This is a genomic window from Azospirillum soli (assembly GCF_017876165.1).
In the GTDB taxonomy this organism is placed as follows: domain Bacteria; phylum Pseudomonadota; class Alphaproteobacteria; order Azospirillales; family Azospirillaceae; genus Azospirillum; species Azospirillum soli.
The window spans coordinates 1-15,057 of record NZ_JAGINQ010000047.1 but is presented as its reverse complement, the minus strand read 5'-3'; the positions used below and the strand labels follow the sequence as shown (position 1 = coordinate 15,057).

At 66.9% G+C, this 15,057-nt stretch carries 10 protein-coding genes, 2 pseudogenes and 1 riboswitch; of the genes and pseudogenes, 4 read left to right on the top strand and 8 right to left on the bottom strand.

Annotation, left to right across the window (positions count from 1 at the left end):
- Positions 1–24 precede the first annotated feature (24 nt).
- From J2852_RS30850 to J2852_RS30830, 5 genes and pseudogenes are all read right to left on the bottom strand, one after another.
- Positions 25–967: pseudogene (locus J2852_RS30850) on the bottom strand (IS5 family transposase).
- A 154-nt stretch (positions 968–1,121) separates the two neighbouring features.
- Positions 1,122–1,736 carry a trimeric intracellular cation channel family protein gene (locus tag J2852_RS30845; protein ID WP_209883056.1) on the bottom strand — a complete coding sequence of 205 codons (615 nt, stop codon included), beginning with the start codon at positions 1,734–1,736 and terminating at the stop codon, positions 1,122–1,124.
- Between the two features lie 220 nt (positions 1,737–1,956).
- Positions 1,957–2,047: riboswitch (glycine riboswitch) on the bottom strand.
- Between the two features lie 36 nt (positions 2,048–2,083).
- Positions 2,084–2,305, bottom strand: a complete 222-nt coding sequence (tatA, locus tag J2852_RS30840; protein WP_209883054.1) for a twin-arginine translocase TatA/TatE family subunit — start codon at positions 2,303–2,305, stop codon at positions 2,084–2,086.
- 78 nt (positions 2,306–2,383) lie between these two features.
- The gene (moaA, locus tag J2852_RS30835) at positions 2,384–3,397 is read right to left on the bottom strand and encodes a GTP 3',8-cyclase MoaA (protein ID WP_209883052.1); all 1,014 of its coding nucleotides are present in this window, start codon (positions 3,395–3,397) and stop codon (positions 2,384–2,386) included.
- 99 nt (positions 3,398–3,496) lie between these two features.
- Positions 3,497–6,163: a molybdopterin-dependent oxidoreductase gene (locus tag J2852_RS30830; protein ID WP_209883050.1), complete on the bottom strand. Its 2,667-nt coding sequence runs from the start codon at positions 6,161–6,163 to the stop codon at positions 3,497–3,499.
- A 108-nt stretch (positions 6,164–6,271) separates the two neighbouring features.
- Here J2852_RS30830 and torT point away from each other — a divergent pair, with 108 nt between their 5' ends.
- Positions 6,272–7,441: a TMAO reductase system periplasmic protein TorT gene (gene torT, locus J2852_RS30825; RefSeq protein ID WP_343206856.1), complete on the top strand. Its 1,170-nt coding sequence runs from the start codon at positions 6,272–6,274 to the stop codon at positions 7,439–7,441.
- A 23-nt stretch (positions 7,442–7,464) separates the two neighbouring features.
- Positions 7,465–8,190 (top strand): two-component system response regulator TorR, encoded by a 726-nt coding sequence (torR, locus tag J2852_RS30820; protein ID WP_209883047.1) that lies wholly within the window; start codon positions 7,465–7,467, stop codon positions 8,188–8,190.
- Here the strand turns inward: torR and torS are convergent.
- Positions 8,174–11,119 (bottom strand): TMAO reductase system sensor histidine kinase/response regulator TorS, encoded by a 2,946-nt coding sequence (gene torS / locus J2852_RS30815; RefSeq protein WP_209883045.1) that lies wholly within the window; start codon positions 11,117–11,119, stop codon positions 8,174–8,176. The genes torR and torS overlap by 17 nt on opposite strands.
- Positions 11,120–11,556: 437 nt before the next feature.
- On the opposite strand from torS, the pseudogene J2852_RS31895 reads away from it, so the two are divergent.
- Positions 11,557–11,811 (top strand): annotated as a pseudogene (locus tag J2852_RS31895) (IS110 family transposase); the annotation flags it as partial.
- Positions 11,812–12,332: 521 nt separating this feature from the next.
- On the opposite strand, the gene J2852_RS30805 reads toward J2852_RS31895, so the two are convergent.
- Positions 12,333–13,625 (bottom strand): hypothetical protein, encoded by a 1,293-nt coding sequence (locus J2852_RS30805; protein ID WP_209883041.1) that lies wholly within the window; start codon positions 13,623–13,625, stop codon positions 12,333–12,335.
- Positions 13,626–13,749: 124 nt separating this feature from the next.
- On the opposite strand from J2852_RS30805, the gene J2852_RS30800 reads away from it, so the two are divergent.
- Positions 13,750–13,911 (top strand): hypothetical protein, encoded by a 162-nt coding sequence (locus J2852_RS30800; protein WP_209883039.1) that lies wholly within the window; start codon positions 13,750–13,752, stop codon positions 13,909–13,911.
- Between the two features lie 28 nt (positions 13,912–13,939).
- Here the strand turns inward: J2852_RS30800 and J2852_RS30795 are convergent, their stop codons facing one another.
- Positions 13,940–14,242, bottom strand: coding sequence for a hypothetical protein (locus tag J2852_RS30795; RefSeq protein ID WP_209883037.1), 303 nt, complete (start codon positions 14,240–14,242; stop codon positions 13,940–13,942).
- Between the last annotated feature and the right edge of the window lie 815 nt (positions 14,243–15,057).

Below are 15,057 nucleotides of genomic sequence, written 5' to 3'. Positions count from 1 at the left end.
GTGTCCGCCAATGGCCGGCGGTGATCAGGCACCCTTGCGGGAGACCGGCCTGCCGAGGCTGCTCATGATGTTCATGACCTTGCAGCCGACGGCGGCCTCGACCTTCTGAGCAGGCAGGCTCCGAGCACGGAGGCTGCGCCCGATCAGCGTCTTGTAGCGCAACATCGCGACCTCGCCCAAGGACCGCCTTCCGTACCGGACCGCCCGCGTTCTGCGATCATTTGGATGTGCCGGTCACGCTGCGTGGGGGCGCTCTCGGCGGTGTCGCTCGGCACCGCCGTCGAGCGCGGCGGAATGATCACCTTGGCGTCGGGTGTGTGCGCGCACGGTAGACGGGTTCCCGTCATACGCGCTGTCCGCCAGCAACGTACCAAGTGAGCGGGCGATCTGGTCGAGGAGCGGACCGACCAGAGAGGCATCACCGCCCTCCGTCGTCGTCAGTGCCGAGGCGAGGACTTCGCCCGTATCGGGATCGACCACGAGGTGGAGTTTTCTTCAACTCCGGCGCGCGGTGTCGCCATGCGTCTCCAGGTGCCACTCGCCCGTGCCGAACACCTTGAGTGCGGTGGAATCGATCACCACGGTGACCGGCCCGCCGGTCCTGGCCAGCGCCGATGCGACCTCCAGATCGGCGCTGCGCCGGGAGAAGGTCGTGTGATCGGGGTATTGGCAGATCCAGGCCGAGCAGGCGCATGAGCGAACCCAGCAGGCCTTCGGTCTGCCGCCACGGCCGGCCAAAGGCGAGCCGCAGCATCAGCCCGGCCTTGATGGCTATGGCCGAGTAGCGAGCCGGCCGACCACGCCGTCCGGTCTTGGTCGGCGTCCAGGCGGCAATCGCCTCGGGCGTCACCCAGACGGTCAGATCGCCGCGCCAGCGTAGGGCCGCATCGTAAGCCGACCAGTTCGCCACCCGGTAGCGGGCGCGCGGGATCTTGTGACGGCGGGTTTCGTTGGCCTTGTCCGGCATCTGACTCTCGGCTTCAGCGGGACGCCTCTGATACCCGCCAAGACCACGACATCGCCAGCTTCCAACGAATTTCGCACCAATGTCGGTGCAGCCGCTCACGGTCGAGCGCGGCGCCGACGGTCGTGAACGGCTGCAGCCAGAGCCCGGAGTTCCGTCACTCCCAGCGTTGCTGGTAGGAAAAGGTCGGCAGCCGCCAGCCGGCCCAAATGGCCAGCAGGCGCAACGTCAAGCCTCCGGCAAAGCTGATGGCGGTGTTCAGATCCGTGTCGATCCCGAATGCCCGAAGGCCAAGGAAGAGGGTGCAGACGACGAGCGAGACGCTTGCGTAGAGTTCGTGGCGGAACACGACCGGTACATGATTGCACAGCACGTCTCGCAGAACGCCGCCGCAGATTCCGGTGATCATGCCGGCCATGACGACGACGGGCGTCGAGTAGCCCATCTCGAGCGCGACGCTGCAGCCAATCAACGAGAAGGCGATCAACCCCATGGCGTCGAGGACGAGGAAAACACGTTTCAGGTGATGCAGGTAGCGCGCAACCACGGTGGTCAGCAGCCCGGCGAAGATCACCAAGTAGACGTACTCCGGGTGCTGGGTCCAACCGATGGGGAAGCGTCCGAGGATCAGATCCCGGACAGTGCCGCCGCCCAGCGCGGTGACGAAGGCGATAACGGCGACACCGAAAATGTCCATGTTGCGGCGTCCGGCGGCGAGCGCGCCGGACATGGCCTCGGCGGTGATGGCGACCAAGTAGATGGCGATCAGCATGCCGCGTCTCCGTTCATGGGAAGACGCGGCTGCGGGGCGGACACCAAGGGCAAATGCATCGGGAGAGACTCCGAACAGAGGCAGGACACGCTGTGCTGCGTGCCTGGTGCGCCTCTCCCCCTGTCCTTCTACCTGAGAGTTTCAGCTCCGCGGAGAGCCTGCCCCTTCGGTGGGCCGGAGCACGCAAATTTCAGCGCCTCGGCCTCTCTCCAGACGGCGATCTGTTTCTGCGGTTCCGTGTGCCTGAGCGATTATGGGAGGTTGCGCCTTCGGCGGAGGCGGATGCCGCCTCTCTCTCCCGCAGAACATGATGGATTATCAGAGGGCGTCCGCCCGCCTGTCAACCGTCACGCGGTTCCATCCTTCGGCGTGGAAGCGTGCGTTGGCAGCGGAATGGCGGCGGACGATGGCGCCGAGCCCCCGTCCTCACCTTCATCCTTGAGGCCGGCCTTGAAGCTCTTCATGCCCTTGGCGAGGTCGCCCATCACCTTCGGCAGTTTGCCTGCGCCGAACACGAGCAGAACAATGAGCAGGACGATGATCCAATGCGAGATGCTTGAGAAGCCCATGATAATTTTCCTGCGTGAGCTCCTGTGCGGAGCGATGCTTTGCACGGAAGACGAAGAACCGCGGGTGGCATCGGCCGCTCAGCCTCCGGTCGCGCTGCAGTGGCGCGCGACGGCGATCGAATGCTCCGGCGTGAATTCGTGCCCCTGCGGCTTGCGCCGGATGGCAGCACGCACGGCGTCGGCCAGCAGGCCGTTGTCGTCGCTCATGCGCAGCGGCGTGCGAAGGTCTACTGCGTCCTCCCGCCCCAGACACAGGTGCAGTGTGCCGGTGCAACTCAGGCGCACCCGGTTGCAGCCTTCGCAGAAATTATGCGTCAGCGGCGTGATGAAGCCGACCCGGCAACCGGTTTCCTTGACCCTCACGTAGCGCGCCGGCCCGCCGGTGCGGTGGTCGGTGTCCTCCAACGTCCAGCGGGTCGCAAGCTCGGCGCGCACCTGGGTCAGCGGAATGTATTGGTCGAGGCGCGAGACGCCGCCCAAATCGCCCAGCGGCATGACCTTGATGAAGGTGAGGTCGAAGCCACGTGCACCGCACCACTCCACCATGCGGTGGAACTCGTCGTCGTTGACGCCCTTCAGCGCCACGGCGTTGATCTTGATCGCGAGCCCGGCATCCTTGGCCGCCTGGATCCCCTCGATCACCTTGGCGAGCTTGCCCCGACGGGTGATGGCCTGGAACTTGTGCGGGTTGATCGTATCGAGCGACACGTTGACGCGCCTGACCCCAGCGTCGGCCAGCCCCCCGGCATGTTTGAACAGCATCGAGCCGTTGGTGGTCAGCGTGAGTTCGTCGAGAGCGCCGGACCTGAGATGGCGGCCAAGCGAATGGATCAGGCTCATGATGTCACGGCGGACCAGCGGCTCGCCGCCGGTGAGCCTCAACTTGCGGGTGCCCAGGCTGACGAAGGCGCTGGCCAAGCGGTCGATCTCTTCCAGCGTCAGCACCTCCGCCCGGCGCAGGAAGCTCATGTCCTCCGCCATACAGTAGACGCAGCGGAAGTCGCAGCGGTCGGTCACCGAGACGCGGAGGTAGCTGATCGCACGACCGAAGGGATCAACGAGCGGAGCGCTGCTTTGCCGGATTGACCGCATTCGATACACCATGGGAAGGCAACATGCGCCGGAGGCAACCGGCGTCGGGCGGGCGCGCCCAGCGCTTCGCCCGGCCGGGGCGAAGCGCTGGGGCAAGGGTCAAGGCGCCGCGTCCTTGGCGTTCTTCAGCAGGAACTCCATGACGATCTTCTGCTGATCATCGTCCAAGCCGGCGCGCGGGAACATGCTCTGGGTGATGCCCTGCCACTGCTGCTTGGTGAACTGGGCCGGATCGCGCGGGCCGTGGCACACCGTGCAGCGCTGGTAGAAGAGCTTCTCGCCCGGCTCCATGTTCGCGGTCGCCTTGTCGGCCAGTCCGTACGCACGGTCGAAGCCGTAAAACTCCTCCTTCAGCGCCACCTCGCGCTGCAGGACCGGCGGCGGCTCGTAGGCCTGGTTCGGCGTCTCCGCGTCCGTGCACTTGCGCAGGAAGGCCACGCAGGTGTTGGCCGTCGTTGCCTGGTTCAGGCCGCTCGAAGGCCGGGAGCTGGTGATGAAGTTGACCAGTCCGCTGTTGCAGCGCCCCTTGGAGTCCAGCTGGGGCCAGACGCCTTCCTGGAGGCTCACCACGCCCTTCATAATCTTGTCGGAGACGACGGCGCCGGCCAGAACCGACCCGCGCTCGTTGTGCAGTTCGACCACGTCGCCCGACACGATCCCCTGCTCCTTGGCGTCCTCGACCGAGATCAGCAGCGGCTCCCGGCCGGAGACCGCGTAGCCTTTGCGCAGGACCTCCGCGTTGGCCATCTGCGAGTGCAGCCGCATGAACGGGTGCGGGCTGACCACGTGCACCTGCCCCGGCTTGGCGTTGCCGAGGAACTCGGCAGGTTCCATGTAGGTCGGCATGGGCGGGCAGTCCGGCAGCTTGAACGCGGCCACCGTCTCGCAATACATCTCGACCTTGCCGGACTTGGTGTGCAGCGGGTTCTTGACGGGATCGTTGCGGAAATCGCCATGCCGCACCCACTTGTGCGCCTCCTTCGGCACCGGGACCTCGGCGATGCCCTTTTCCCAGAACTCGTCGAACGGGATGGGGGCCGCGCTCTTCTCGTAGGCCGCCTTGATGATCTCCAGCGGGGTCTGGCCCTCGGTGAAGGCCTGCTCGACACCGAAAAGCTCCGCCAGGCGCCGGAAGATCTCGAAGTCGTCCAGGCTCTCGCCCAGCGGCTCGATCACTTTCTTCATGGCGAGGATCTTGTCGTTGCTGTAGGTGCCGGCGGAGGAGACGTCGTCGCGCTCGACCGTCGTGCTGGCCGGCAGCACGATGTCTGCCCAACGCGAGGAGGCGCACCACCACGGGTCCTGGACGACGACCGTCTTGACCGTCTGCAACGCGCGGATCAGCTCGTTGGTGTCCTGCTGGTGCGACATGAAGTTGTTGCCGGCGTTGTAGACCAGGTCGATCTTGGCCGGGTAGGTGTAGGTGCTGCCGTTGTAGGTGAATTCCTTGCCGGGATTGAGCAGCATCTCGCTGATGCGCGAGGCGGGGCAGATCTTCTTGATCGGGTTGCGGCCCTGGCCCAGGCCGGCGGGCATCGACGCGCCGGATTGCGGCATGCCGCCGCAGCCGTAGTGCCAGCTGAAGCCGACGCCCTGTCCTGGCAGGCCGATCTTGCCCGTCATGCAGGCGAAGTTGATGATCGCCCAGTGGGTCATCTCGCCGTGGTGGGCGCGCTGCAGCGCCCAGGCGCCGGCGATCTCCGTGCGCTTGGCGGCCATGAGTTCGGCCAGTTCGCGGATCTTCTCGGCCGGGATGCCGGTGATCTTGGCCGCCCATTCCGGCGTCTTGGCGACCCCGTCCGGTCCCTTGCCCTCCAGATGCTGGATGAACCGGTCCGCGCCCACCGTGTGGGTCTTCAGGAACTCCTTGTCGTGCTTCCCGGCCTTGTAGACATGGTAGCTCATGGCCAGGAACAGGGCCGTGTCCGTGTTCGGGACGATCTTCACCCACTCGGACTCCAGCGCCTCGTCCGTCGGCGTGACCTGCGGGTTGATGGAGATGAACTTGACCCCGGCCTTCTTGATCTCCATCCAGCGCGGGTACATCTGGTGGTCGGCCACCGTGTACTCGATGCGGTTGTTCTTGAACGGGTCGCAGCCGACGAAGACGAACACCTCGGTGTTGTCGCGGATCTGCTCCCACGAGGTCTGCGCCGAGTAGACCTCCATGTCGCCGATGACGAAGGGCAGCAGGATCTGCGAGGCGCCGGCCGAATAGTCGCCGGTCGTCACCGAGCAGCCGCCGATGATGTTGAAGAAGCGCCCCTGCAGCGCGTTCGGCCGGAAGATGCCGGCGTGCGACCAGCCGCCGTAGGACGAGCTGAAAATGCCCTCGTTGCCGTGCTGGTCGATGGTGTCGAGGATCGCCTTGGAGGTGAGACCCAGCGCCACGTCCCAGGACACGCGGACGAACGGCTCCTTGCCCCGCAGTTCCGGCTTGGTGTCGGTGCCGTTCTCGACGCCTTCCAGGTAGGACTTGCGCACCATCGGGTAGAGGACGCGCGTCTTGTCGTAGGTGCGCGCGATGATGCCTTCGGTGAGCATCGGCGTCGGCATGGCGTCGTGCTTCTCGGCGAGCGGGCGCACGGCGGTCAGCCGGCCGTGCTGGACGACGGCGTGGAAGGCGCCGTAATGCGTCGCGTGCGGGATCGTCGTCGGAACGCTGCCGGCAACGGCCTTCGCCGCGGAGGAAACGCCCCCAGGGATTAGCGCGCCGGCGGCAACGCCGGACGACAGCGAGAGGAAGAATCGCCGGGACAGGTTCATGATGGGCCTCGCGATGAGGGTCGGCGCGCCGGAGCGCGGTCGAACGGATCTGCGTTTGGGGCCAAGCGCCTTGCCGAAGCCCCTTTTCCCAATCAGGATACTGCGGCGATGCGAACGAGATTCCGGCCGGGCATGAACAGAGCGAAAGAAATTGTAAGCGGTTGTAACAGGCGCCGGTCGTCGGCGCGGCTTGCCGCCGCGCTCGTCTTTGCGGTGTCCGGCGTTTCCCTGGCCGCTGCGGAAACTTGGCGCCTGGAGGCGTGGGAGCGGATGCTCGACTACACCTCGCCCTCCCACCCGCTGGACCACCAGCCGCTCGACACGGCGGCGCGCCCCTGGCGGCTGTGCGCGCTGTATCCGCACCTCAAGGATTCGTACTGGCTCAGCGTGAACGCCGGCATGGTCGAGCAGGCGCGCCGGCTCGGCGTCGCGTTGACGGTTAAGGAGGCCGGCGGCTACGACCACGCCGACGGCCAGCGTGAGCAGTTGAAGGAGTGCGCTGACGGGCGGGCCGATGCGGTCATCCTGGGCTCGGTCAGCGCCGACCTGCACACGCCGGCCGTCGTCGAGGTCGGGCGCCGCATTCCGGTTCTGGCGACCGTGAACAAGGTGCGGCCGGAGGGCATCGTCGCAATGGCCGGCGTGGATTGGTACCGCATGGGATACCTGACCGGCCGCTTTCTAGCCGAGCGTCACCCGAAGGGCTCGCCCACGGTTCGGGCGGCCCTGTTCCCAGGCCCGTCGGTTGACGGCGGTTCCGCCAGCAAGATGCGCGGCTTCACCGATGCGCTCAGCGACGCGGCGGTGGAGATCGCCGCGGTGCGACATGGCGACACCGGCAAGCTGGTTCAGCTGTCGCTGATCGAGGACGTCCTGGAGGCGGATCCCTCGATCGACTACATCGTCGGCGCCGGCGTCGCCGCCGAGGCGGCGGTGGGGGCGCTGCGGGCGCGCGGTCTCCAGGGGCGGATCCATGTCGTGGCCGACTATTTCACGCACGGGGTCTATCGGGGCATCAAGCGCGGGCACATCCTCGCGGCGCCGACCGATCAGCCGCTCCTGCAGGGGCGCATCTCCATCGACCAGGCGGTGCGCGTGCTGGAGGGACGCCCGGTGCCGAAGCATGCCGGGCCCGACGTGATCCTGGTCACCCAAGACACCGTCGACGGCATCGACCTTGCCGCCTCCCTGTCGCCGCCCGACTTCAAGCCGACCTTCGGCGTACCGGCACCGGGCGTCGACCCGGACGGGACGGCCAATGACCGCAAACCAAACTGACGCATTCGAAGGGTGATTCCGCCATGAAGCCACCGGGCCATCCCGTCCGCCTGCTGGTCGTCGAGGACGAGGCCGTCTCGCGCGAGAAGCTGGCCGGCTATCTGGCGGCCGAAGGGTTCAACGTCCTCACCGCGGAGGACGGCAACACCATGCGCAAGCTCATGCGCGACTACGCCGTCGACTTGGTGCTCCTCGACATCAACCTGCCGGGAGAGAGCGGGTTGACGCTGGCGCGCGAACTGCGCGCCACGTCGGACATCGGCATCATCCTGGTGACCGGGCGCACCGACGAGGTCGACCGCATCGTCGGCCTGGAGATCGGCGCCGACGACTACGTCACCAAGCCCTACAACACGCGCGAGCTGCTGGTGCGGGTGCGCAACCTCCTGCGCCGGACCGCGGGCATGGCGCGCCCCGCCGCCGAGGCGTCGGTGTTCCGCTTCGAGGGCTGGAGCTTCGCCCCGGAACGGCGGCGCTTGGAAGCGCCCAACGGAGAGTTGATCAAGCTGACGCGCGCCGAGTACGAGCTGCTGTCGGCGCTGGTCAGCCGGCCGGGGGTGGTGCTCAGCCGCGACCATCTGATGGACCAGATCAACCACCGGATCTGGGCGCCCAACGACCGATCGATCGACGTCCTCGTCGGCCGCCTGCGGCGCAAGCTCGAACCCGATCCGCGCAGCCCGACGATCATCGTGACGGCCCACGGCGAGGGCTATGTCTTCACCGCCGAGGTCACGACGGGCGGCTGAGCCGCCGACGCTCGCCCTCGAGCAGCGCCCGTCCGGCGTCGAGTGCCGTGCGGAGGTCCGCGAGGTCGACCTCGGACGGCGGTGTGCCGGACCGGCACAGGGTCTCGATGCGGCGGGCCTGAGCGCTGGCCACCATCAGCCCGACCTGCGCGCACGCACTCTTGAGAGCGTGCGCCGCGTCGCCGACCGCCGCCCAGTCCCCCGCTACGGCGCCGCGTTCCAGCAGGCCGGCCAGCCGATCGCTTTCCCGTTCGAAGGTCGCGAGCAAGGCCGACACCTTGCCGTCGCCCAGCCGGGCGCGGTCGGCGGCGAGCACCTGGGCGTCGAAGGTGGGCGGGTTCGTGGCAAACGCCGCGTCGGACAGACGGAACGCCTTGTGCCCGGCCAGCACCGCGCGCATCGCCGCGAGCAGGTGGGCCGGATCCACCGGCTTGCCGACCAGCCCGTCCATCCCAGCCTCGGCGTAGCGGCCAACGTCGCGTTCGATGACGTGCGCCGTCAACGCGATGATCGGCAGTCGGGCGACGCGGGGGGCCGGATGCGCCCGGATCGCGCGGGTGGCGGCGAAACCGTCCATGACCGGCATGCTGATGTCCATCAGCACGAGGTTCGGGCGGCTTTGCTCGACTGCGGCCAGCGCCTCCCGACCGTTCACCGCTTCGACGACGGTGTGCCCCATGCGTTCGAGGATGGTGCGGACCACCAGGCGGTTGACTTCGGTGTCCTCGACCAGCAGCACCGTCATCGCGGGCAGCGGTTCGCCCTCCCGGTTCAGCAGATCCGGTGCCGGCGGCTCCCGCCCGACCGGCAGCGGCAGGGTGAAGTGGAACGTGCTCCCGCGCCCCGGTGTGCTGGCGACGCCGATCGTCCCGTTCATGCCATGGACGAGGCGTTCGCAGATGGCGAGCCCGAGCCCCGTCCCGCCGTACCGGCGTGAGGTGGAGTTCTCCGCCTGCGTGAAAGCGTTGAACAGGCCGGGATGCTTGTCCTCGGCGATGCCGATGCCGCTGTCGGCGACCTCGAAGCGCAGCATCCAGACCGGCTCGCCGTCGCTTGCTCGGGACGGCCCCTCGCCCTCGACGGAGACGTAGATTTCCCCCTCGTCCGTGAACTTGATGGCGTTGCCGATGAGATTCGCCAGGATCTGCTGGATCCGTCCGGGGTCACCGCGGTACCAGGGCGGCAGGTCCGGGTCGATCTCTAAGCCGAGCAACAGGCCCTTGGCCTCGGCTTCCGGTGAGAACAGATCCCTCAGCCGCTCGATCAGGGCTTCGAGAGAGAAGTCGACGGCCTCGAACTCGAGCCGACCGGCCTCGATCTTCGAGTAGTCCAGCACATCGTTGAGGATGCGCAGCAGCACCTGTCCGGACTCGACGATGGTGGCGAGATAGCGGCGCTGCTCGGCGGTCAGTTCGGTGCCCCGCAGAAGGGTCGCGATGCCGAGCACGCCGTTCATCGGCGTGCGGATCTCGTGGCTCATGGTGGCGAGGAACACGGACTTAGCGCGGTTGGCCGCCTCCGCCTCCTCGCGGGCGACGGCGTGCCGCTCCGCTTCGTCGGCGAGACGGGCGTTGGCGTCGCGGAGCATCGCCGTCCGCTCGGAAACCAAGTGCTCCAAGTCGGTCTGGTAGTGGCGGAGCTCCTCGTTGACCAGAACCTGCTGGATCTCCAGCTGGCGGCGGCTGATGGCGGTCTGCCGGAACACCTCCAGCGACCGCGCCATGCTGGCCAGCTCGTCGCTGCCCTGAATGCCGATCGCGGCGTCGAGATCGCCCTCGGCAAGGCGATCCATGGTGCGGTGCAGCCCGGTCATCCGCCGCAGCAGATTGCCCTGCACGTAGAAGACGACGATGGCGATCGACACGAGCAGAGAGACGAATGCCAGAACCAGCAACGTCGCGCGGGCGCCGGACATCGTCCGAGCCATGCTGGCGCCGGCGTCGGCGATGAGCGCGTTGGAATGGGTGGTCACCCGCCCAACGAGGTCCGACAGCGAGTCGATGTCGACGCGGCTGTCCGACGCCAAGCGCTCCCCCGTCGCGGCAAGCGCGAGGATGTCGAGGCGCTGGCTGAAGATGTTGCCGGGCGTGCCGTCGGCGTGCGGCCGCAGCACCGCCAGATGCGCCGCCGCCGCGGCCCGCCGTTCGGGATCGTCGGCGAAGCGGAGACGGCGCTCGATGATCGTCCACGAGCGTCGATAGGCCGCCTGCAACTCCTCGATCTCCTGCCGGCTGGTGAGGCGCGTCAGCCGTCCGACCTGCTGGCCAAGGATGCTGCTGAGCAGGCGCAGCTCCGTCATCCGCTGCAATTGGTCCAGGTGCTCCTCGACCAGCTGGTCGAGTACGTCCATCGCCAGGGCGGAGCCCTCCGGCCGCTCGATCAGACGATAGATCTGGGCGATGGCGGCGATGGCGCGCGTGTCGGCGTTCTCCACCAGCGTGCGTGACAGATCGACGATCTGGTCGGTGGCTTTCAGCACCTGCCCGGTGGCGTCGGCGAACCGCTGTTCGAGGTCGAGGCGTGTCAGCAGCAGGACCTTCTGCTGATCGACGTTGGACGACAGCCGGTTCACGATGGTTCGCAGCTCGGTCGTGGTTGCCGGGGCCGCGCCCTGCGTCTGCAGGTCGTCCACCAGGGTCGCCAGGGTCCGGCTTCCCGTGCTCAGCAGCTGGGATCGCTTCTCGACCTCGCGCACGGTGGTCGCGCGCCCGAGGACGATGAGATCGGAGGCCACCTGGGCGCTGACCTCGGACACCCGATGCGCCGTCGTCATGGCGGGGACGGCGCTGCCGATCATCAGGGTTTCGGCGTCCTTCACCGCGCCGAAACCCAGCCATGCTGTCAGCGCGGCAATGAACGCCAAGGCCGCCACCGACCCGAAGGCGAGCAGCAGCCGTCCGCGAATTCCCATGCCATGCAGCCGAACCATGCGGCGCTCCCGCCTGTCCTGGGGGGTGGCGTGCGATCCACCGACGTCGTGCCGCCACGACCGGGCCATGACGGCTGAGCACCCACGGTTTATGGCCTTTGTTTTCGCGCGTTGCAAAGGGAGTGGAGGGCGCGAAACACCCTTGGCCGCTGAAGAGGCTGCGCTCTGGTGCGGCGCCCTGGTGACCCAACGCTTTCGGACGCTGGTTCTCGTGTTCAAGCCGCCCGCGCGGGTTATGCGGTACCAACTCGTTTGCGCCACGTCGTCCTCCTGATCGCTCAAACCTTGAGGAAAGGTCGGAGCCCAGCCAGGAGGGCAGGTCGGCTGCATCAACCGGTCTTGGGGCGCTCCCCAGCGTGATGGGATGGCCGCCCCCCGTCTCTGGTGAGTGATCTTACCTGAAGGGGATCGGCCCTCTGGAGACGGAGACCCTTCCCATGCAGCCCACCATCATCGGCCTCGATCTGGCCAAGTCGGTGTTTCAGGTCCACGCTGTTGACGACCATGGCAAGGTCGTTCTCGCCAAGCGTCTGCGCCGTGATGGCGGGCTGAGCTTCTTTGCCACCTTGCCGGCGTGCGTGGTCGGGATGGAAGCGTGTGCCTCGGCACATCATTGGGCCCGCGCCCTTGCCCGGCTCGGCCACACGGTGCGGCTGATGCCGCCGCAGTATGTGAAGCCCTACATCACCCGGCACGCACGGGGTTCGCTTCACGCGATCCAGCCGCCGCACCGAAGAACTCGGGCATGGCTCGTTCGCGTGCTCCGCCGGACCAACGGTGGGGGCCAGGGAGTTCAGGACAGGGTCGTCGAAAACGGGATTGGACGTGGCGCCCGGCAGGCGCTGTGCTACGGTCGGGACGTGACCGAACACGCCCCCATCACGGACGACGAAGCCCACGAGCGTCTGGTGAAATTGGCAGACGAACTGTCCGTCGATGCCGGTCTATGCGAGAACCAGCGCAGCTGAACCGCGATGACCGCTGGAGGGGAAGCGCTCTACCGGATTGCCGAACTGCTCCGGATCGGAATAGCGGTGGGAGGGACGAAGGGCAGGGCGCCGCCCCGGTAGTCGGGACGGCGCCTGACAGAGCCTGGTGATCAGGTCGCCGGCGTGACGTCGAGAAGATAGTCCTTGCCGGGCTCGAATGCCCCAAAGGCCTCCGGGTTGCTGATGGTCATGACCACGCTACCCGCCGGCGTCCCCTTCGACCACTAGGCGTTCTCACTGTTCGGGTCGTCGGAATACACGGCCTGGAGATTGACCATCTCGGACACCTTGTCCTTCGTGGTGTCGTCGCGCATCTCGGTGGCTTCGAAGCAACGGAACTTGGCATGGATCGTCATGGAGCGCCCTCCTTCGGGCGCCATTGGACATCGACGGGATGCCGGTGGCCCTCGTTGATCAATCGCTGGCTTGGCGGGAAACCGGAACGGCCACCATGTCCAGCAACTGTTGCCCAAGCTGATGGTGATCTGCCGCCAGCAGCGGCACCCCACCACGTTGGCGGCTTCCCCGTCCGGATCACGCGGGTAGCGCATCGGCCCGAGTGGCGTGATGAAGAAGTCACCCAACAGGATGCCGTCCGGGTTCAGCTTCGGAACTTTCCGGTGCCAATCCCTGGTGCGTTCATCATCGTTGTCCACCCAGAAGGACCGGACCTTTCCTGCATCGAGTGCCCCGGTGGCGACGGCGTTCAAAAGCGCGGCCTCCTGCCCTACCGATGCGGAGCGCAGCGATTCAGTCTGCGCCACCACCTCCGCCCGGTACCGAAGGAAGCGGTTGCTGTAGGCGGTGCCGGCCTTCTCCTGCACCTCTACCGGGATAGCATCACCCGACCGGATAGCCCGCAGCACGGCGGCGTCGAAGCGGCGATCCCGCAGTTCCCGCCCCAGATATCGGCGGATCTGGGCCGGGTCAGTGGACGCCAGCTCGTCCCGCGCCCGCTGAACGCTCCGGGCCTGGGTTTTGGTCAGGCCGAGCATACCGCCCTCTTGCTTGCCGATCTCTTCGATGCGGCCGCAGAGGTCCAAGGCGGTGGTGCGCGGGTTCCAGCCGGCGACCATGCCATCTTCCAGGAAGGTCCGCACTCCGTCCCGAGTGTTCTCCCCGATGTCCCGGATCAGGGTCATGTCGTAGTCCCGCAGGGCCTTCTCCGCCGGCAGGTTCCGCCCCCCGAACATGGCGGTGAGGCGGGCGTCCGATCCGGCGGGCACGATGTCCTGGGCGATGGCGTCTACCAGCAGATCGCGGATGCCGGCGTGCGTCTCCTTTCCACCGGCAACGAACCGCTCCGCCATCGAGCGGCGGAAGGCTTCGAGCCATGCCGGATCGTTCAGGCCAATAGCGTCGCTCACCCCGGCGATGTCGCCGTGCTCCAGCAAGGCTGCGACCTGGGCGGGATCGACTGTCGCCCGCAACCCCTGTATCGCATCGAGGAAAGCGCGGCGCATGCCCGGTTCGAGGCGAGCTGCGATGTCCTCCAGGTAGTTGTGGGGTAATGGCATGGCTCTCAGCCTCGATTTGCTCGGCGGCGGTAATACGCAATCGCCTGCACCGTCTACCCCCAACTTCAGTCGGCGTTAATAGATCGCGGGCATTCTGCCGTTACACACAGACTGGCAGGTAATCATGTCCCAGTACATCCAAGCAGCCGAACCGATTGGCCACGTTTCTTCGTTTGTCGCACCGGCACAGAAAAGGCTGGCCGGCATGCCCCTGGTGGCGACTTGGATGCTCCTTGTCTCCGCCCCTTGGGTTGCGATCTATCAGCTGGCGAAGCTGGTGTTTTGAGCTGCTTTGTTGATGCGCGTAGAGCGGGTCATTCTGCGGCCACGTTGAACAGGTCGGCGACCGGTGCCTGCTTGGCCTTCTGCGCAGCGACGTGCGCCTCGGCATTTCGGCACCGCGTGTCGGCGATCGTCGAGTAAGGCGTCTCCCGCTCGATGCCGTCCACCTCTTCCCACTCGGCTCGAATGGCGCCGACCATCTCCGAGCCGGAACCGGCGAATGGCACCAGCAGACGGCGTGGATGGCCGATCCCAGCGGGCGGGAGGATGTGTCGAGCATAATATTCGGTTAGGCTGGTGGGCTTAACGGTCGGATGTTGGACGAGGTGGCCCAACGCTTCGCGCCCGTGGCGGTGTGCCTCCCGCTCTCGCTTCGGGTGGGCGGTGCCGCAGATGGGGCAGACGAACCAGCGATCATCTCCGCTCGCCTTAGCCGTGTAAAATTAGCCGTGTAAAAGAAGCGGGCGGCGATGCCGCTGTCGCCAGCAAGCCGCGTGGGGGCTACGCCAGCAGAGCGGTCACCAAACATCCCTTCCCAATCCGCGCTGTTGGCACTCTGACCGCCGTTGCGACGCTCCCCAAACGCTGCGAACGCCTTCATCATCATGACAGAGCCGGCGTGCAGGAGGTTGGCGGGGAAGCGGCCCAACGGTGATCCGGCGCATTCGATCCGCTCTGATGGGGCATGGCGCTCGTAGTTGCCGCCAGGCATCGTGTGGCATGCGTACCGGGCGGTGGTGTCATCGGTCTGCACCCGGCACCCTTCAATGTTCAGCACCCCGCACCCGTGGGCCAGCACGTTGCTGACCACCGTCCCGTTCAGGGGTTTCCGCGCGACGATGATGGGCTCGTAGGCCGGCTTTACGGCAGTGCCTTAGCTGTCCAAGAGTTTGGCGGCGTCCGTGGCGGGGGCGGTTGCTGCCACGCCACCGATGGCTGTCGCGGGCGCGCCATAGACGCTGCCCTCGCATACCCCGTAGGTGGCTCGGCCTTCGCGCCCGAAGCGCTGCCGAACTCCAACCACTTCCCGCTCCGCCCCGGCGGCCTTGACCAGCGCCTTCCCAAGTCCAACGACTTCGGGAACCCGCTCCCAAACGCCCACATCAGCCCGGCCATCGGCGAGTCCGCGTCCTCTGACGGGTCCCGCAGA